Annotated in this window: 9 protein-coding genes; all 9 read left to right on the top strand. The window is 45.1% G+C overall.

Annotated features, from left to right (window positions below; translation table 11 throughout):
• Positions 1-206 precede the first annotated feature (206 nt).
• Positions 207-761 carry an RNA polymerase sigma factor gene (locus K7X70_RS23285; protein WP_222539312.1) on the top strand — a complete coding sequence of 185 codons (555 nt, stop codon included), beginning with the start codon at positions 207-209 and terminating at the stop codon, positions 759-761.
• Between the two features lie 79 nt (positions 762-840).
• Positions 841-2,118 (top strand): MFS transporter, encoded by a 1,278-nt coding sequence (locus K7X70_RS23280; RefSeq protein ID WP_222539311.1) that lies wholly within the window; start codon positions 841-843, stop codon positions 2,116-2,118.
• Positions 2,115-2,957, top strand: a complete 843-nt coding sequence (locus K7X70_RS23275) for an ROK family protein (RefSeq protein WP_222539310.1) — start codon at positions 2,115-2,117, stop codon at positions 2,955-2,957. Before K7X70_RS23280 ends, K7X70_RS23275 begins: the two co-directional genes overlap by 4 nt.
• Before the next feature lie 380 nt (positions 2,958-3,337).
• Positions 3,338-5,983, top strand: coding sequence for an exo-rhamnogalacturonan lyase family protein (locus K7X70_RS23270; RefSeq protein WP_222539309.1), 2,646 nt, complete (start codon positions 3,338-3,340; stop codon positions 5,981-5,983).
• Between the two features lie 70 nt (positions 5,984-6,053).
• Positions 6,054-6,905: a FecR family protein gene (locus K7X70_RS23265; protein ID WP_222539308.1), complete on the top strand. Its 852-nt coding sequence runs from the start codon at positions 6,054-6,056 to the stop codon at positions 6,903-6,905.
• Between the two features lie 38 nt (positions 6,906-6,943).
• Positions 6,944-10,540, top strand: coding sequence for a SusC/RagA family TonB-linked outer membrane protein (locus tag K7X70_RS23260; protein ID WP_222539307.1), 3,597 nt, complete (start codon positions 6,944-6,946; stop codon positions 10,538-10,540).
• Positions 10,541-10,567: 27 nt separating this feature from the next.
• Positions 10,568-11,941 (top strand): RagB/SusD family nutrient uptake outer membrane protein, encoded by a 1,374-nt coding sequence (locus tag K7X70_RS23255; RefSeq protein ID WP_222539306.1) that lies wholly within the window; start codon positions 10,568-10,570, stop codon positions 11,939-11,941.
• A gap of 66 nt (positions 11,942-12,007) precedes the next feature.
• Positions 12,008-14,500, top strand: a complete 2,493-nt coding sequence (locus K7X70_RS23250) for a PIG-L family deacetylase (RefSeq protein WP_255607589.1) — start codon at positions 12,008-12,010, stop codon at positions 14,498-14,500.
• An 87-nt stretch (positions 14,501-14,587) separates the two neighbouring features.
• Entirely contained in the window at positions 14,588-15,880 is a 1,293-nt protein-coding gene (gene dctA / locus K7X70_RS23245; protein ID WP_222539305.1) for a C4-dicarboxylate transporter DctA, read from the top strand.
• The last annotated feature ends 10 nt before the right edge of the window (positions 15,881-15,890 follow it).

Here is a 15,890-nt window from a genome sequence, read left to right as displayed (position 1 = left end):
CAACTGAAATTCAGCGATAGAAAATAATTTGAATTAATCGTTTTAGACCAGTAAAACGATATAATCCCACAAAAAAAGCCCCATAAACAACTAACTATCAAAGGCTAACCTTAATGCTCATTTTCAAAATGCTGTAGGAACTTACAAAATATTATTAATACATTAACATTTCTTTCGTTTAGTTCAATTCTTGTAAACATAGGGGTATGCATGATAAAATTTCTGAATCGGAGCTTTGGGACAGCTTCAAATCCGGCGATAAGGACGCATTCAAAGCGATCTATTACAAATACTACATGCTGCTTTACAAGTACGGCGTAAAAACCTCTGCTGATACCGACCTTGCTGAAGACTGTTTACAGGATCTGTTCTTAAAACTTTGGAAGAACAGGGAAAATCTGGGAGACATCAATTCTGTAAAAAGTTACCTCTATCGTGCCTATATCCGGCTATTATTTGAAGCGATAAAAAAATCAAGAAGGGAGATCAATCTTGGAGAGTTAGACCATCCGCAGGAAGAAAGCAGTATTGAAGAAACCATTATCCAGCAGCAGAATCAGGCAGCAGCAAACCAGCATTTACATCAGGCTTTAAAACACCTTACGAAAAGACAGCGCCAAGTGATGCTGCTCCATTATTTTGAGGGCCTTTCCTATAAACAAATCGCAGAAATCCTTCCCATAAAATATCAGGCGATTCGCAACTGCGTACATGAAGGCATTAAAATACTCCGCAAAAACATCGCTTCCAGGTCTGGATAGCCTTTTAATAATATTTATCAGAAAAACCCAGTACAAAATCAGCATAGCCCCGTCTCTATCTTCATAAACCGATGAACTAATGAAAAGAAACTACTTTGTACTAGGACTCATTTTACTGACATTCTTTGTCATCTCATTTTTAACCAATATCATCGGACCACTGGTTCCTGATATCATCAGGAGCTTTTCTTTGAGCCTTACCACAGTAGCCTTACTCCCCTTTGCTTTTTTTATCGCTTACGGTGTCATGTCTATTCCTTCTGGAATCCTCGTTGAAAAATACGGAGAGAAAAAAGTGATGTCGGCCGCCTTCTTTATTTCCTTTTTAGGCGCCATGCTTTTTGTATTTACGCCCGGCTATTTCAGCTATATGTGTTCCCTATTCCTCATCGGGGCAGGTATGGCAATGCTGCAAGTAGCCATCAACCCATTGCTTCGCGTGGCCGGAGGCGAAGAACACTTTGCTTTCAACTCTGTCCTCGCCCAATTCTTTTTTGGTCTCGCCTCTTTTTTAAGCCCATTAGTCTATTCCTATCTGGTACTCAATATTGGAAAGCCTCAAGGCGACTCCAGTCCCATCATCACTTTTTTCGAGTCGATCGTGCCGGCAGGACTACCATGGATTTCTCTATACTGGATTTTCGGTATTGTTTCTATTCTCATGGTGATCGTGATTGCTTTTATAAAAATCCCCAAAGTAGAACTGAAAGGAGATGAAAAGGTGGGCGGAATGGAAACCAATATCGCACTCCTCAAAAATCCAACAGTCGGACTTTACTTCCTGGCCATTTTCTGTTACGTAGGATTGGAACAAGGTGTGGCCAACTGGATGTCAGAATTTCTACATACTTACCATCAAATAGATCCCAAAACCGGTGGTGCAACCGCCGTATCCTGGTTTTGGGGCATGCTCACCATCGGCACCTTACTCGGTTTATTGCTCCTGAAATTCATGGACAGCAAAAAAGTCCTGGTGTTATTTACCGCAGCAGCCATGATCAGCCTGGCTTTCGCATTATTTGGCCCCGCTGGTGTAGCCATATGGGCCTTCCCAATGATCGGCTTCTTTGCCTCAGTGATGTGGTCAATCATCATTTCGCTCGCACTCAACTCCATGGACAAGCATCATGGTGCCCTTTCAGGTATCCTCATCACCGGAATTTGCGGCGGAGCAGTCCTGCCATTGATTATCGGCTGGATTGGAGATATGACCTCACTAAAAACCGGAATGGTGTTTATATTTGTCATGCTTGGTTATATATTAAGTCTTGGCTTTTGGGCAAAACCACTGGTACAAAATGAAACGATCTCCCTTAGAAAAAAGAAAACCTTAATTGATGAACAACTTAACCGATGAACAATAAGATACTGATTGGCGTAGATCTTGGAGGCACCAATGTGCGCTCCGGACTGGTAAACGGACAAGAAATAACTAAAATCGACAGCGATCGGATCCAATCCAAAAGCGATGAATCCACAGTCATCAAACAGGTGATCGACTCGATCAGCAAAGTCATGAACCCTAAAGTGGAAGCCATTGGAATTGGTGTTCCCGGTATTCTTGACACCAAAGAAGGCATCGTTTACGATGTACAAAATATCCCTTCCTGGAAAGCAGTGCCCCTGAAAGCCATTCTGGAAAATCATTTCCAGGTCCCAGTCTTCATGAACAACGATGCCAATTGCTTCGCTGTCGGAGAATGGCATTACGGTATGGGCAAGAAAAAAAACAACCTAACTGGTCTCATTCTAGGTACTGGTGTAGCCGCAGGCATCATTTGCGATGGCAAACTTTATGAAGGCCGCAACTGCGGTGCCGGTGAATTTGGAATGATCCCCTACCTGGAGCATAACTATGAGTTTTACTGCAGCGGCAATTTCTTCAGCCATTTCCACCAAAGCTCTGGTGAGGAAATGTATAAAAGAGCAGCCAGTGGAGAGCTTGCCGCATTACAAGTTTTCCAGGAATATGGGAAACACCTCAGCTGGCTGGTTAAAACCATCCTCTATGCCGTAGATCCGGACATGATTGTCATGGGCGGATCGGTAAGTAAAGCATTCCCATTTTTCAGGACTACCTTATGGGCAGAATTACAGGAATTTCCTTATCAGCCAGTGATTAAAAACATCCAGATTACCCCTTCAGAAACAGAGAATATTGCCATTCTCGGCGCTGCCGCATTATATTTTAACTAGAAGATAAAATATTCTATGGAGCTGAGTCCCACCATAGAATAACCACCTCTTTGGCCTCTTTGTACTCAAATACCTATCTAGCTTATGCAAGCTACTCAATATAAAAACCGTAAGCACTCCAACACACTCATCAAAACACATTAAAACAACATTAGCCTTAACCTCAAAAACAATATCCGCCTGCAAAAAACTTATCCCTTCAAGGAAAACTATCCCCCTCCCAAGAAAAACCAAATAAACACAGTACAAAATCAAAACTGCCCCGTCTTATCAGGAAACAAACCTATCCACAGCTAAAACCAACCTAAGCTTTGTCCATTACTTAAAATGTAAGGAATAAGCTTAGGGTAGCTTACGAACCGATAAAAACCAATATGCCAATGAAAAAGCTAAGCCAAACCTTCCTTACCTTATCCTTGCTCCTCCTGGTTCAATTCAATGCAATCGCAGCAGAACGAATCCCGCTAAAAGTTGAAAAACACCAGGAAGGCGCCCCAACTACCATGGGTATCCCCATTCCAATCGGCGCACTATATTCTCCGGACCATGTCCGACTGCTCAATAAACAAGGCAAAGAAATCCCTTCCCAAATCACGGAAGTCAACAACTGGATGCCCCTTAACAACAGCATCAAATGGATCTGGGTATTTTTCTTTACCGATGCCAACGACAATTATACCCTGGAATACGGCAGCGATGTCAAAAGAGAAACCTTTAAAGGCGATCGTGTAGTGATCAGAAATGTACAACCCATGGGCAGCTATACGGAAGTCAGCACCGGCCCATTGAACTTCAAAATCAAGAAAGACAATGGGGGTTTCTTTGAAACCGTACAGCTAGACACCGATAAAAACGGGTTCAATGTCTCAGACATCATCGCGGAAGGTGCAAAAGACAGGGCTTCCTTCCTCGATCTTTTAGATCAGGCCGGCATAGACAAATCCAAGGCGGTCATCACCAGAAGCGTCATCGAAAAAGGCTCAGGGCCATTACATGGCATCATCCGACTTGAAGGAGAATACCGCTACAACAGAAAAGACAATAACCCCGCGCCATTCGTGCTCAGAGTCCATGTTTATGCTGGAAAATCTTATGTTAAAGTGCTCCATACCTTTGTCTACACCGGCGTCCCGGATCAGCATGAGATCAAAAAAGGAGAACATGCCAGGATCGCTACACAAAGCAAAGACATCCTTTCGGAAGAAGAAAGCAGCGATAAAGGCTGGTCTAAACCAAACGACCAGATTGCAGGCACAGGCTTCTCTCTCCATTACAAATTAAATGGTGTCATCTCCTACAAAGTGGGGTATAAAGATGGTAAATGGTGGGAAAACCCGGCAGAAAAAGTATACGAATTCTCCGGAAATGGAACACAGAACACCTCACTGTTCCAAACCGGGCCGAAACCAAATAAAGTAGCTCCAGTACCGGAATCTACAGATACCAAAAGAATTGAAGGCTTCTCTGCCAGCTTAACCACCGACAATAAGGAGCAGCTAAAAACCGCGAAAGCCAGTGGCTGGATGGACATCAGTGATAAAAAATGGGGCATTGCCATCGGCATCAAGCATTTCTTTGAAGAATACCCTAAAGAACTGAACATCATCGCAGATCAGCAGCTTGCTACCGCCTATTTATGGTCGCCGCAAGCAGGGCCGATGAGCTTTGCCAGGGATACCAACGCCCCGGATGATGGGATATTAGGGAATTTCGCACAAGGACTCGCAAAAACCAGCGAACTGGTTTATTACTTCCATGAGGCCAGTGTGAGTACCCCTGCCATTCAAAAATCACTCAATTATTTCCTGGATCCACCAGTGGCACATGCCGCTCCGCAAGCCTATGCTGTATCGAAAGTTTTTGGCTCCTTCTCCCCTCACAACACGACCTTCTCGGAATTTGAGCGTGGAATGGATTATAAGTTCGACTGGATGTTCTTCAACCAAAACTGGGCCCCATGGTATGGCATGTTTGAACATGGCGATTTTAAAAACTACTACATCAACAACAAATGGGAAATGTGGGCCAACAACGAACCTGCACAAGACTATATGTTATGGATGCAATTCATGAGAACCGGTGATCCGAGGTTTTACAATGCCGCACAGGCGATGAGCAGACATACCATGGATATCGACAATATCCATTGGCCTAAAAAACCAGTATACCACGGGGATACCAATCCTGTGCTCGATTACCTGCAAAGCAAAGAAGCACCAGACAACACGACCCCTTACCTGGGCATCGGAAAAAGACATGGCGATCAGCATTGGTCGGCAGTACTGAGCGCACACGTCTGGGTACAGGGATGGCTGGCAGATTATTACCTGACCGGAGATCACCGAGGCCTGGAAATTGCCCGTCAGACTGCAGACACCTATGTAAAACGCATCTGGGGCGATCATGACCTGATGGGCCGCCGTCTTTATTTATCTGTATGGAACATGACCGAAGTATACGATGCGACCAAAGATGAAATCTACCTGACCGATCTGAAAGACCGAATCAAACACATGCTGGACCTGCAAAACGGAACTGAACAAAACAGCAGTCTGGTGGTAGACCGTTACGGCTATTCGCAGGTATATGCCTCTCAGGGCCTCAGCAAATATTACCGGATCACCCGAGATGAAAAAGTGAAACAGGCACTCATTACCCATGCCCGTTCGGTGAGAGACAATGAACCAATCGCCTACTTCATGGAATCCTACCTATCTTCTATCCACAGCTTACTGATTGGCTATGAGTTCACCAAAGATCAAAGCTTTATGGACAGAGCGCTGGAACGTGCAGCAGTGCTAAAAACAGACCAGGCCAATGTTAAGTTTGACAACAATGCCACACAGAAACAACTCGCAGAAACCTTGTTAAAGATAACCCACTTCCCTCAGGATCCGGAAAAAGAATATGCAGAATGGGATGTCAGAAACGGACTTCGTGTATTCGGCTGGACACATGCTTACAATGTTCCTTACTTGCTTTACTGGTTAAGAAATGAAGAACCGCAAAAGTCAATTAAAAAATAATCACAATTATACAGTACAAAACCAAAAACACAGCGTCTTAGCGTAAAATAACACATCATCCCCACACAAAATGACTAAAAAAACCTTCAAAAACGACCTGGAACGAATCGATGCCGCATGGGAAAAGCTAGCTCCTATGCTGGACGACCAAGAAACGCCGGTAAGGAAACTAAAGCCCTGGTTCAATAAACAGATCATCGCTGCTGCAGCAATGCTGATCCTGGTGACCACCATCGGCGTATGGTTTTTAAAAGAACAAAACGCAGAAATCCATCACCTCACCAAGTATGGACAAACCTTACGTGTTGTTCTTCCCGACAGTTCTGTCGTGACCTTGAATGGAAATAGTCAGCTGAGCTATCGTAAAAACTGGTCCGGCAATGGGGATCGGGAAGTAAAGGTGGATGGAGAAGCGTACTTCTCGGTAAAACACACGCGCTCCCACCAAAAGTTTTTTGTAAGAATGCCGGATCAACTGTCAGTTGAAGTATTGGGTACTGAATTTAACATCAGCGCCAGAAACCACGATACCCGTGTGGTGCTGAATTCAGGAAAAATAGACTTCCGAATGGAAGGACAGGACCACAAAACCAATATCATTCAAATGAAGCCTGGCGACCTTGTAGAGTACCAAAGCAAGGAAAAATCTTATACCAAACGGATGGTAGATCCAACGATTTACTCATCCTGGAAAACCGACCGCCTGGTGTTCGACAAAACGCCATTGAAAGAAGTACTCAACACCCTACACAACACTTATGGACTGGAAATCCTGGTCGAAGATCCTAAAATGCTGGACATGAACCTGTCCGGATCTGCCCCAACTACCAACATCAATACCCTGATTCATGCATTATCAGAAACATTTAATATCAATTTCACTAAAAAAGGAGATACGCTTATTGTTACGAATACCCCCTGAGTCAACTAACTAATTTTATCAACTAAACCAACCAAACCATGGTAAAAATTCTACACTTGCTGCTGATCCTCGTGATCGGCAGCGCATCGATGGTATTTAGTCGTGTGCAGTCCTTTGCATTTGTGCCGGAAAGTGCCACCACCACACCTTCAGAGGCCATGCGTCAATTGATGCCCCTTAAAGATGCATTGAAAGGACTCGAAAAAATACACAAAGTATCCATTATGTTCGACAGCAAGCTTGCCGAGAACATTCTCGTTCAAACCAAAGAAAAACCACAAAATGAAAGCATTGAAACGGCATTGACCAATATGCTTTCTCCGGTAAACATCAACTATAAAAAGATTAGTGACCAGTTTTATGTCATCAATTTCAAGGATTCAAAAACTTCAGCAGATCACCGTCAGACCGGCCCAAAGGAAAAAGGCAGTACCGAACCGACACCGGCAGAAAACGCCAATAACCTTAGCGAAGTCTATAGAGAGTTGACCATCACTGGTAAAGTGGCCGATGGCAGCAATGGGGAGATACTGCCTGGCGTTTCCATTAAACTGAAAGGGAAAAACATCAGCACCAGCACCAATTCTAACGGTAAATATACCATTAGGGTTCCTGAAAAAGGTATTCTCGTATTTTCTTACATCAGTTACATCACGAAGGAAGTAGCCATAGGCTCTTCTACAGTCATCAATGTAGATTTAATGCCTGACCAGCAAAAATTAGATGAAATTGTAGTCGTAGGTGTAGGATATGGTACACAGCAGAAAAGAAACTTAACCGGCTCTATTGCTTCAATCAGTGCGAAAAGCATCAAAGACATTCCCGTAACGAGCTTCGAGAATGCCATTCAAGGCCAGATCGCAGGGGTACAGGTACAAGAGCCAAGTGGCGAACCAGGTGCCGCAACCACCATTCGTGTGCGTGGTGTCGGTTCCATCTCCGCAGGTAACGAACCATTATATGTAGTAGATGGTTTCCCCATCTCTAAAAACGTAGAATCTGCCACGCAGGGCGATGTTTCTAAAAGAACAGTAGCCTTCCGCCCTGCCCCGGCAAATCCGCTGGGAACCATCAGCCCGGGAGATATTCAATCTGTAGAGGTGCTAAAAGACGCTGCCGCTGCCGCCATTTATGGTTCCAGAGGATCAAACGGAGTCATCATCATCACCACCAAAAAAGGAAAAAGAGACGGCACTACTTCGGTAAATTTCGACTCCTATTATGGCATCCAAACCCTGGCCAACAAGGTAGACCTGATGAACTCAAAAGAGCTCAGCGAATATGTGCTGAATGCGAAGAACAATGCCTACCTCCAGGATTTCCCAAATGCCAGCATCAACGACCCGAACTCGGTACGTTATACCAGAAGTACCAATACCAGTTATTACTTGCCTAAAGATTTCATCAATCCTACAGGTGTAGATACCGACTGGCAGGATGTGCTGTTCAAAAACTCCAACATCCAATCCTACAACCTATCCCTTTCTGGTGGTGCAGAAAAACTAGGTTATTACATCTCTGGTAACTATTTCAATCAAGGTGGTATCATCGATAAAACCGGTTTTAAACGTTATAGTTTCCGCATCAATATCGAATCTGATCCGGTAAAAAACCTGCGTATCGGTGCCATTGTGAATCCTTCATTTACAGATCAGGCCAAAGGATCTACCAGTGCCCCTTATTTCGCAGATCCTCCGGGAGCAGTTTATACCGCCCTGGTACATTCGCCAACAGTAAGCCCTTACCTGCCAAATGGTACGATCAATCAAAGCAATAACCAGAGTCACCTGAACACAGAAAACGGAACCGGTACCAATATGACCGCTTCCAGTAACCCGCTGGCGGTAGTAAAATACATCCACGACGACCTTTCACAGTTCAGAAGTTTTGCCAGCGCCTATGCAGAATATACCTTTTTGGATGGCCTGAAATACAAGTTCATGATCGGTACAGACATCAACAACTACAATAGAAAATATTACAGAGAAAAGGCCTTTATTGACCGTGCTGCCACTGTAGGGGTTCCTTATGGACAGTCTAACTCCTCATTGGAAACCAACTGGCTGTCGGAAAACCTCCTGACTTACAACAAGGTATTTGGGGTACACAGCATCTCTGCATTAGCCGGATATACTGCACAGAAAGACAAGATCAGAAACAATCAGGTACAAGCAGAAAACTTCCCTGACGATTTAGTTCAAACTGTAAGCGGCGGACAAGTAACCGGTGGTACCGCAACGGAAGAAGAATGGTCGCTGGTATCTTACCTGGGTAGGGTAAACTATGCCTTTATGGACCGTTACCTGTTGACTGCTACCATCCGTTCCGACCGAGCTTCCCGCTTTGGTGAAGGAAACAAGGTGGGGTACTTCCCTTCCTTCTCTGCCGGATGGAGAATGTCTGATGAAGCATTCATGAAAAACATCAAATGGATCAGCGACTTTAAACTGCGCGGAAGCTGGGGTAAAACAGGAAACTTCCTGATCCCTAACTATGCCGCTGTTGGACTATTGAGCCCTTACAATTATGTATTTGGCAATGTCGTGACCAACGGGATCGCCCCTTCTACCCCAAGCAATCCAAACCTGACCTGGGAGAAAAACACACAAGTAGATATCGGTCTGGACATGAGCTTCCTGAGCAACCGGATCTTCGCATCCTTAGATTGGTACAACAAGAAAACTTCTAACCTGCTCCTGAATGTACAAGTGCCTGCAGTAGTGGGTTACGGTAACTCTAACCCGTTAATGAACATTGGTGAGGTGGAAAACAAAGGTTTTGAAGCTTCCCTTTCTACTCAGAATTTAGTAGGCAGCTTCACCTGGAGCACGGATATGAACTTCTCTACCAACAAAAACAAGGTATTGAAATTAGGCGCTTCCGGCGATCCGATCCTAAGCACTGGTGGTGCAGGTATCCGTCACATTACCCGCATCGGCGACCCAATCGGCAGCTATTACGGTTATGTGGTAGAAGGCATCTACCAAAATCAGCAAGAAATCAACAATGCCCCGAAAGATAAATTAGCAGCCGCTCCGGCGCCTGGAGATTTCAGGTTTAAAGATGTGAATGGTGATGGCGTTATTGATGCCAACGACCGTACTGTAATTGGCAACTATCAGCCAGATTACACCTATGGCATCACCAACAGATTAGGCTATAAAGGCATAGAATTGAGCTTCCTCATCCAGGGTGTAGAAGGTTCACAAGTATTGAACTTAACCAGAAGACACCTGGCCAATGGCGAAGCCAATACCAACTCTTATTCAGTGCTGAAAAACAGATGGCTTTCCCCGGATCAACCTGGAGATGGTAAAACACCTCGCGCAGACAGGTTAGGCGACCTACACGGATTTAACAACAGACCTTCCACTTATCAGGTAGAAGATGCCTCTTACATCCGCCTTAGAAATGTAACCATCGCCTATACCCTACCTGCCAAATGGGTAGGAAAATATTTCTCTTCTTTCCGTGTATATACTTCTGGAACCAACCTATTCACCAAAACCGATTATATCGGCTACAACCCTGAGGTAAATAACCAATCGACCTCAAGCGGTGTACAAGGTGAGGATTATGGCGCCTATCCGTTATCAAGAAATTTCACTTTTGGTATTAATGCCTCATTTAAGTAGTGTTCTTAAACCTAAAAACCAGAAAAAATGAAAAAGAAATTAATATATATCCTGATCTCTGCCGGAATACTCAGCTCTTGTGGTAAAGAGTTTACCGACCTGAACCCGATTTCTCAGCGTAACGTAAATGCCTTCTATAAAACCAGCGACGATATGGTGATTGCCGTCAATGCAGCTTATAAAGCGCTGCAGATGAACGGTGCTTACAACCAAAGTTACTGGATCCTGAACGAAATGCGTTCCGACAATACCGATGGCGGGGCCGATAATACCGGACTGGGTGCAGACCTGAATGCCATTGACAACTTCAATGAAAATGCGGCAACAGCCGAATTGATCACCTCTTCTTACCTGGATTCCTATGTCGGCATCAGCAGATGTAACATCGTATTGAGCAGGATTGAAGAAGTACCCATGGACCAAAACCTTAAAAACAGAGTGAAAGGCGAAGCTTTATTCCTGCGCTCCCTGTTCTATTACAACCTGGCCGTCAACTTCGGAAGAATCCCATTGGTGCTCAAAGAAATCACCGTAGAAGAAGGTAAATCCTATCCGCAATTGCCAGCCAGCGAAGTTTATAAGCAATTGGTGGCCGACCTCGCCACTGCCGAAGGTTTCCTGGATGTAAAATATACCGGCAACAATGTAGGCAGAGCAACTAAAGGAGCTGCAGCCACATTAATGGGCAAAATTTACCTGACCATGGGCGATAAAGCTTCGGCCGTTGCCCCATTGAGAAGAGTTAAAACTTACGGGTATTCCTTAGTTCCTACCTACGACAAGCTTTGGGGAATTGCCAATAAAAACAATGTAGAGTCCATTTTTGAAGTACAATATAAAGGTGGTGGTACCAATACCGGAAATGCCTTTACCAATGCTTTCTCTCCATTGATGATCCAAAGCACCGGTGCTTATAAAAACAGGCCAACTGCCGAAATGCAGGCTGCTTATGAGCCAAACGACAAGCGTTTTGCCATCTCTATGAACCCCATCAACGGGCCATTAAATGCCGGCCGTTTCATCCTTAAATATGGCACGACTACCGCTTATAATGAAGGGGATGCGGATTACAATTTCGTGGTACTACGTTATGCAGATGCCCTGCTGATGCTCGCAGAAGCTTTAGGAGAAGGAACCGAAGCCTACGACCTGATCTATGAAGTGAGGCTCCGTGCCGGATTGAACAGAATTGACAGCAGTACCCCAGGTACTTTCGCAGAAAAACTACTCAAAGAAAGACGCGTAGAACTTGCTTTCGAAAACCACAGATGGCCGGATTTACTGCGCTTTGGCAAGGCTGCCGAAGTAATGAAAGCACAAGGAAAAACTCCAAGACTGCTTTTCCTAATCCCTCAGCGTGAACTGGACATCAACAACACCTATACCCAAAATCCAATCTAAAGAGTTTATAACCAGCAAACTACAGGTCGCCCGCTTTACAATGGCGACCTGTTAAAATGACAACGTATGAAAAAGATGAACTCCGTATTTATCCTTTCTTTGCTATCGGTATGCCTGAGCATTAACGCCAATGCGCAGCAGCATCCGCCAAAACCTGCCTCTGGAAAAATCCTGCAGGACTTAAAAAAGCTCAACAAATTAGGCAATGTGCTCTACCTTGCCGCGCATCCGGATGATGAAAACACCACCCTGATCGCCTACTTAGCCAATCAGAAATTATACCATACCGGCTACCTATCCCTTACCCGCGGGGATGGCGGACAAAACCTGATCGGTCCTGAAATCCGGGAACGCCTTGGTGTGATCCGTACCCAGGAGTTACTGCAAGCCAGAAGAACAGATGGCGGTCACCAGTTTTTTACCCGGGCCAACGACTTCGGTTTCTCCAAAAACCCGGAAGAAGTATTCAGCATCTGGGACCGTGAAAAGCTCCTTGCCGATGTGGTATGGGTGATCCGTAATTTCAAACCCGATGTCATCATCACCAGGTTCCCTAAAGATTCCCGCGCAGGTCATGGTCAGCACAGTGCCTCCTCTATTTTAGCAGAAGATGCTTTTGTGGCCGCTGCCGATCCGAAACGCTTTCCTGAGCAGCTGAAATATGTACAGCCATGGCAAGCCAAACGCCTGGTATGGAACATCAGCTCCTGGGCTTTCAAAGATCCTGCTGCATTCGACAAGATTGCTTCCTCTCTGCTTAAAGTAGATGTTGGGGTATTCAATCCTTTACTCGGAAAATCTTATGGCGAGATCTCTGCGGAAAGCCGCAGCATGCACAAAAGCCAGGGATTTGGTTCCACAGGTACCCGCGGCAGCAACTTCGATTATTTCCAGCACACCATGGGCCCAGCTGCAAAAACAGACCTTTTCGAAGACATCAACACCACCTGGACCAGAGTGCCAAACAGTGGAAAAGTACAGGAAGCCATTACCAAAGCCATTGCTACTTATAACGCCGCCAATCCATCTGCAGTAGTCCCGCTCCTATTAACAGCGAGAGCAGAACTACAGAAATTACCGGACTCTTTCTGGAAAAACCAGAAATTAGAAGAGCTTCAAGAACTGATCCGTAGCGCCACCGGACTCTACATTGAAGCCACTGCCGGTAATTTTGCAGTGGTACCTGGAGGAAAACTAGAAGTACAAACGGAAGTGATCAACAGATCTCCGATTGCCGTAAAGATCACTTCCATCCATTTCCCTTACCAGAAAAATGACTCCACTATCAATACCGGCCTGGCCAATTCCGCAGGTCAGAAGTATAAAAAACAACTCCTCGTTCCGGCAGATCTGGCTTTTTCTCAGCCTTACTGGCTGCAGAAAGCAGATACGCTGGGTATGTTCGACATCTTAAAACAGTCGGATGTTGGCTTACCGGAAAACACCCCTGCTGCAGAAGTCGCAGTCAACCTGACTATCGGCGGACAACCCTTTAAATTTACTGTTCCTGTAGTTTATAAACACAACGACCTGGTATACGGCGAATTGTACCAGCCCCTGTCGGTGAGTCCGCCGGTATTCGCCAATATTGCCGAAAACGTATACATGTTCAACGGCCCGGATGCCAAACCAGTGAACGTGTTTCTGAAAGCAGGTAAAGCAAACATCAAAGGCGAAGTATCGCTGAAACTTCCCGAAGGATGGAAAGTGAGCCCGGCTTCCATTCCTTTCGATATCGAAAAAGAAAAAGCAGAACAAACTGCCAGGTTTATGGTCACTCCACCAGCGAATTCCAATATTGCAGAAATCCAGGCCATCGTTACTCTGGATAACAAAACTTATAATAAAGGGATCAGCGTGATCAATTATCAGCACATTCCGGAACAGGTATTGTTCCCCGTAGCCTTGGCAAAAGCGGTAAAGCTAGACCTGAATGTGAAAGGCAAACGCATCGGTTACCTGCCTGGCGCGGGTGATGAAGTACCGCGCTCCCTGCAGCAGATCGGTTACGATGTGACTTTATTGAAAGATGGAGACATCAACTCAGAAAACCTCGAGAAATTTGATGCCGTAATCGTAGGGATCAGAGCCTACAATACCTTAGACCGCATTAACTTTTACCATGACCGCCTGATGGATTATGTGAAAAACGGAGGTAATGTATTGATCCAGTACAATACCAATGCTGGATTAAAAACTAATCCTGGCCCCTACCCGATGAAACTATCCACCGATAGGGTAACTGTGGAAGGTGCAGAAGTACGCGTATTGCTCCCTGAGCATGCGGCTTTCCAAAAGCCCAATAAAATCACCAATGCTGATTTTGACGGCTGGGTGCAGGAACGTGGTTTATACTTCCCAAGCGAATGGGCAAAGGAATATGAAGCACTGATTTCGATCAACGACCCGGGAGAAAGTCCTAAAAACAGCAGTATCCTGGTCGCCAAATATGGAAAAGGAAATTTTGTCTACACTGGAATTTCCTGGTTCCGACAGCTTCCTGCAGGTGTCCCAGGGGCTTATCGCCTGTTCACCAACCTCATTTCTTTAGGACAATAAAATATTCTACCTCCATTTAAGGTGCCGGTATCCTATATTAGAGGATTCGGCGCCTTTTTTTAACCAAGTATAAAAACCAGCTACTACATGATGAAGAACATCTCCAGACACCTGACCTTTCAGGTGATTATTGCAATCATTTTTGGCATCCTGGTAGGGATGTTCTTCCCCACATTTGCGAATACAGCCAAACTCATCAGCAAGACTTTTATCAACATGATCAGCATGCTGATCGCCCCCATCATTTTCTTCACTATTGTACTCGGTATCGCCAAAATGGGCGACATGAAAAAGGTGGGTCGCGTTGGAGGAAAAGCATTGCTTTATTTCGAATTGATCACCACAGTAGCGATTTTTATCGGCCTGGTGACCGCTAATTTAATGCGGCCTGGCGATGGATTAAATCCTGTTGTTAAGCATCCAAGTACTGCTACCGCAGTGATCGCACCCGGTAGTCCTACTGCTGCCAATGCCGCGGCTTCCGTTGCTCCTGCCGATGTGAGCTGGATGGATTTCCTCAGCCACATCATTACCCCAAATATTTTCGAATCTTTTGCCAAAGGCGATATTCTCCAGATCTTATTTTTTGCCATCCTGTTCGGCTTTGCCCTCAGCAAAATGGGACGTGCAGGCAGGCACACGATTATTGCCTTTGAAAACCTCTCTCAGATCATTTTCAACATGATGAAATTTGTGATGAAACTGGCCCCAATTGGTGCTTTTGGAGGAATGGCTTTTACCATAGGAAACTATGGCCTTTCTACACTGATCCCGATGGGAAAAGTGATGTTGGTGGTGTACATCACCTGTATCCTGTTTATTTTTGTCGTGCTCAATTTCATCTGTTACCTGTATAAATTCAGCCTTTGGCAATACCTGAAATATATCCGTCAGGAGATCCTGGTAGTATTGGGTACCTCCTCTTCCGAGTCGGTATTGCCAAGTATGATCCAAAAGATGGAACGTTTTGGCTGTTCCAAATCTGTCGTCGGACTGGTGATTCCCACCGGCTACTCCTTTAACCTGGATGGTACTTCCATTTACCTTTCCATTGCTTTGATTTTCCTTACCCAGGCCTTCAAAATAGAGCTGGGCATCGCAGAGCAAATTGCCGCCATGGGGATTTTAATGGTGACTTCCAAAGGTGCTGCCGGCGTCACCGGCAGTGGTTTCATTGTACTCAGCTCTACCCTGGTTTCCCTGAACATCATGCCGATAGAGAATGTGGCGATCTTATTGGGTGTAGACCGGTTTATGTCGGAAGCCCGATCGATCACCAACCTGATTGGCAATGGCATTGCCGTAGTGGTGATCGCTAAAAGTGAGAAAGAATTTGATGAAGAAAAATACCAGCTGGCCATCAATCCAGTTGCCGATTAAAGAAAAAGGG

The sequence above is a fragment of the Pedobacter polysacchareus genome (assembly GCF_019802255.1).
GTDB classification, from domain to species: Bacteria; Bacteroidota; Bacteroidia; order Sphingobacteriales; family Sphingobacteriaceae; genus Pedobacter; species Pedobacter polysacchareus.
This window is presented reverse-complemented; position numbering and strand designations above follow the sequence as displayed.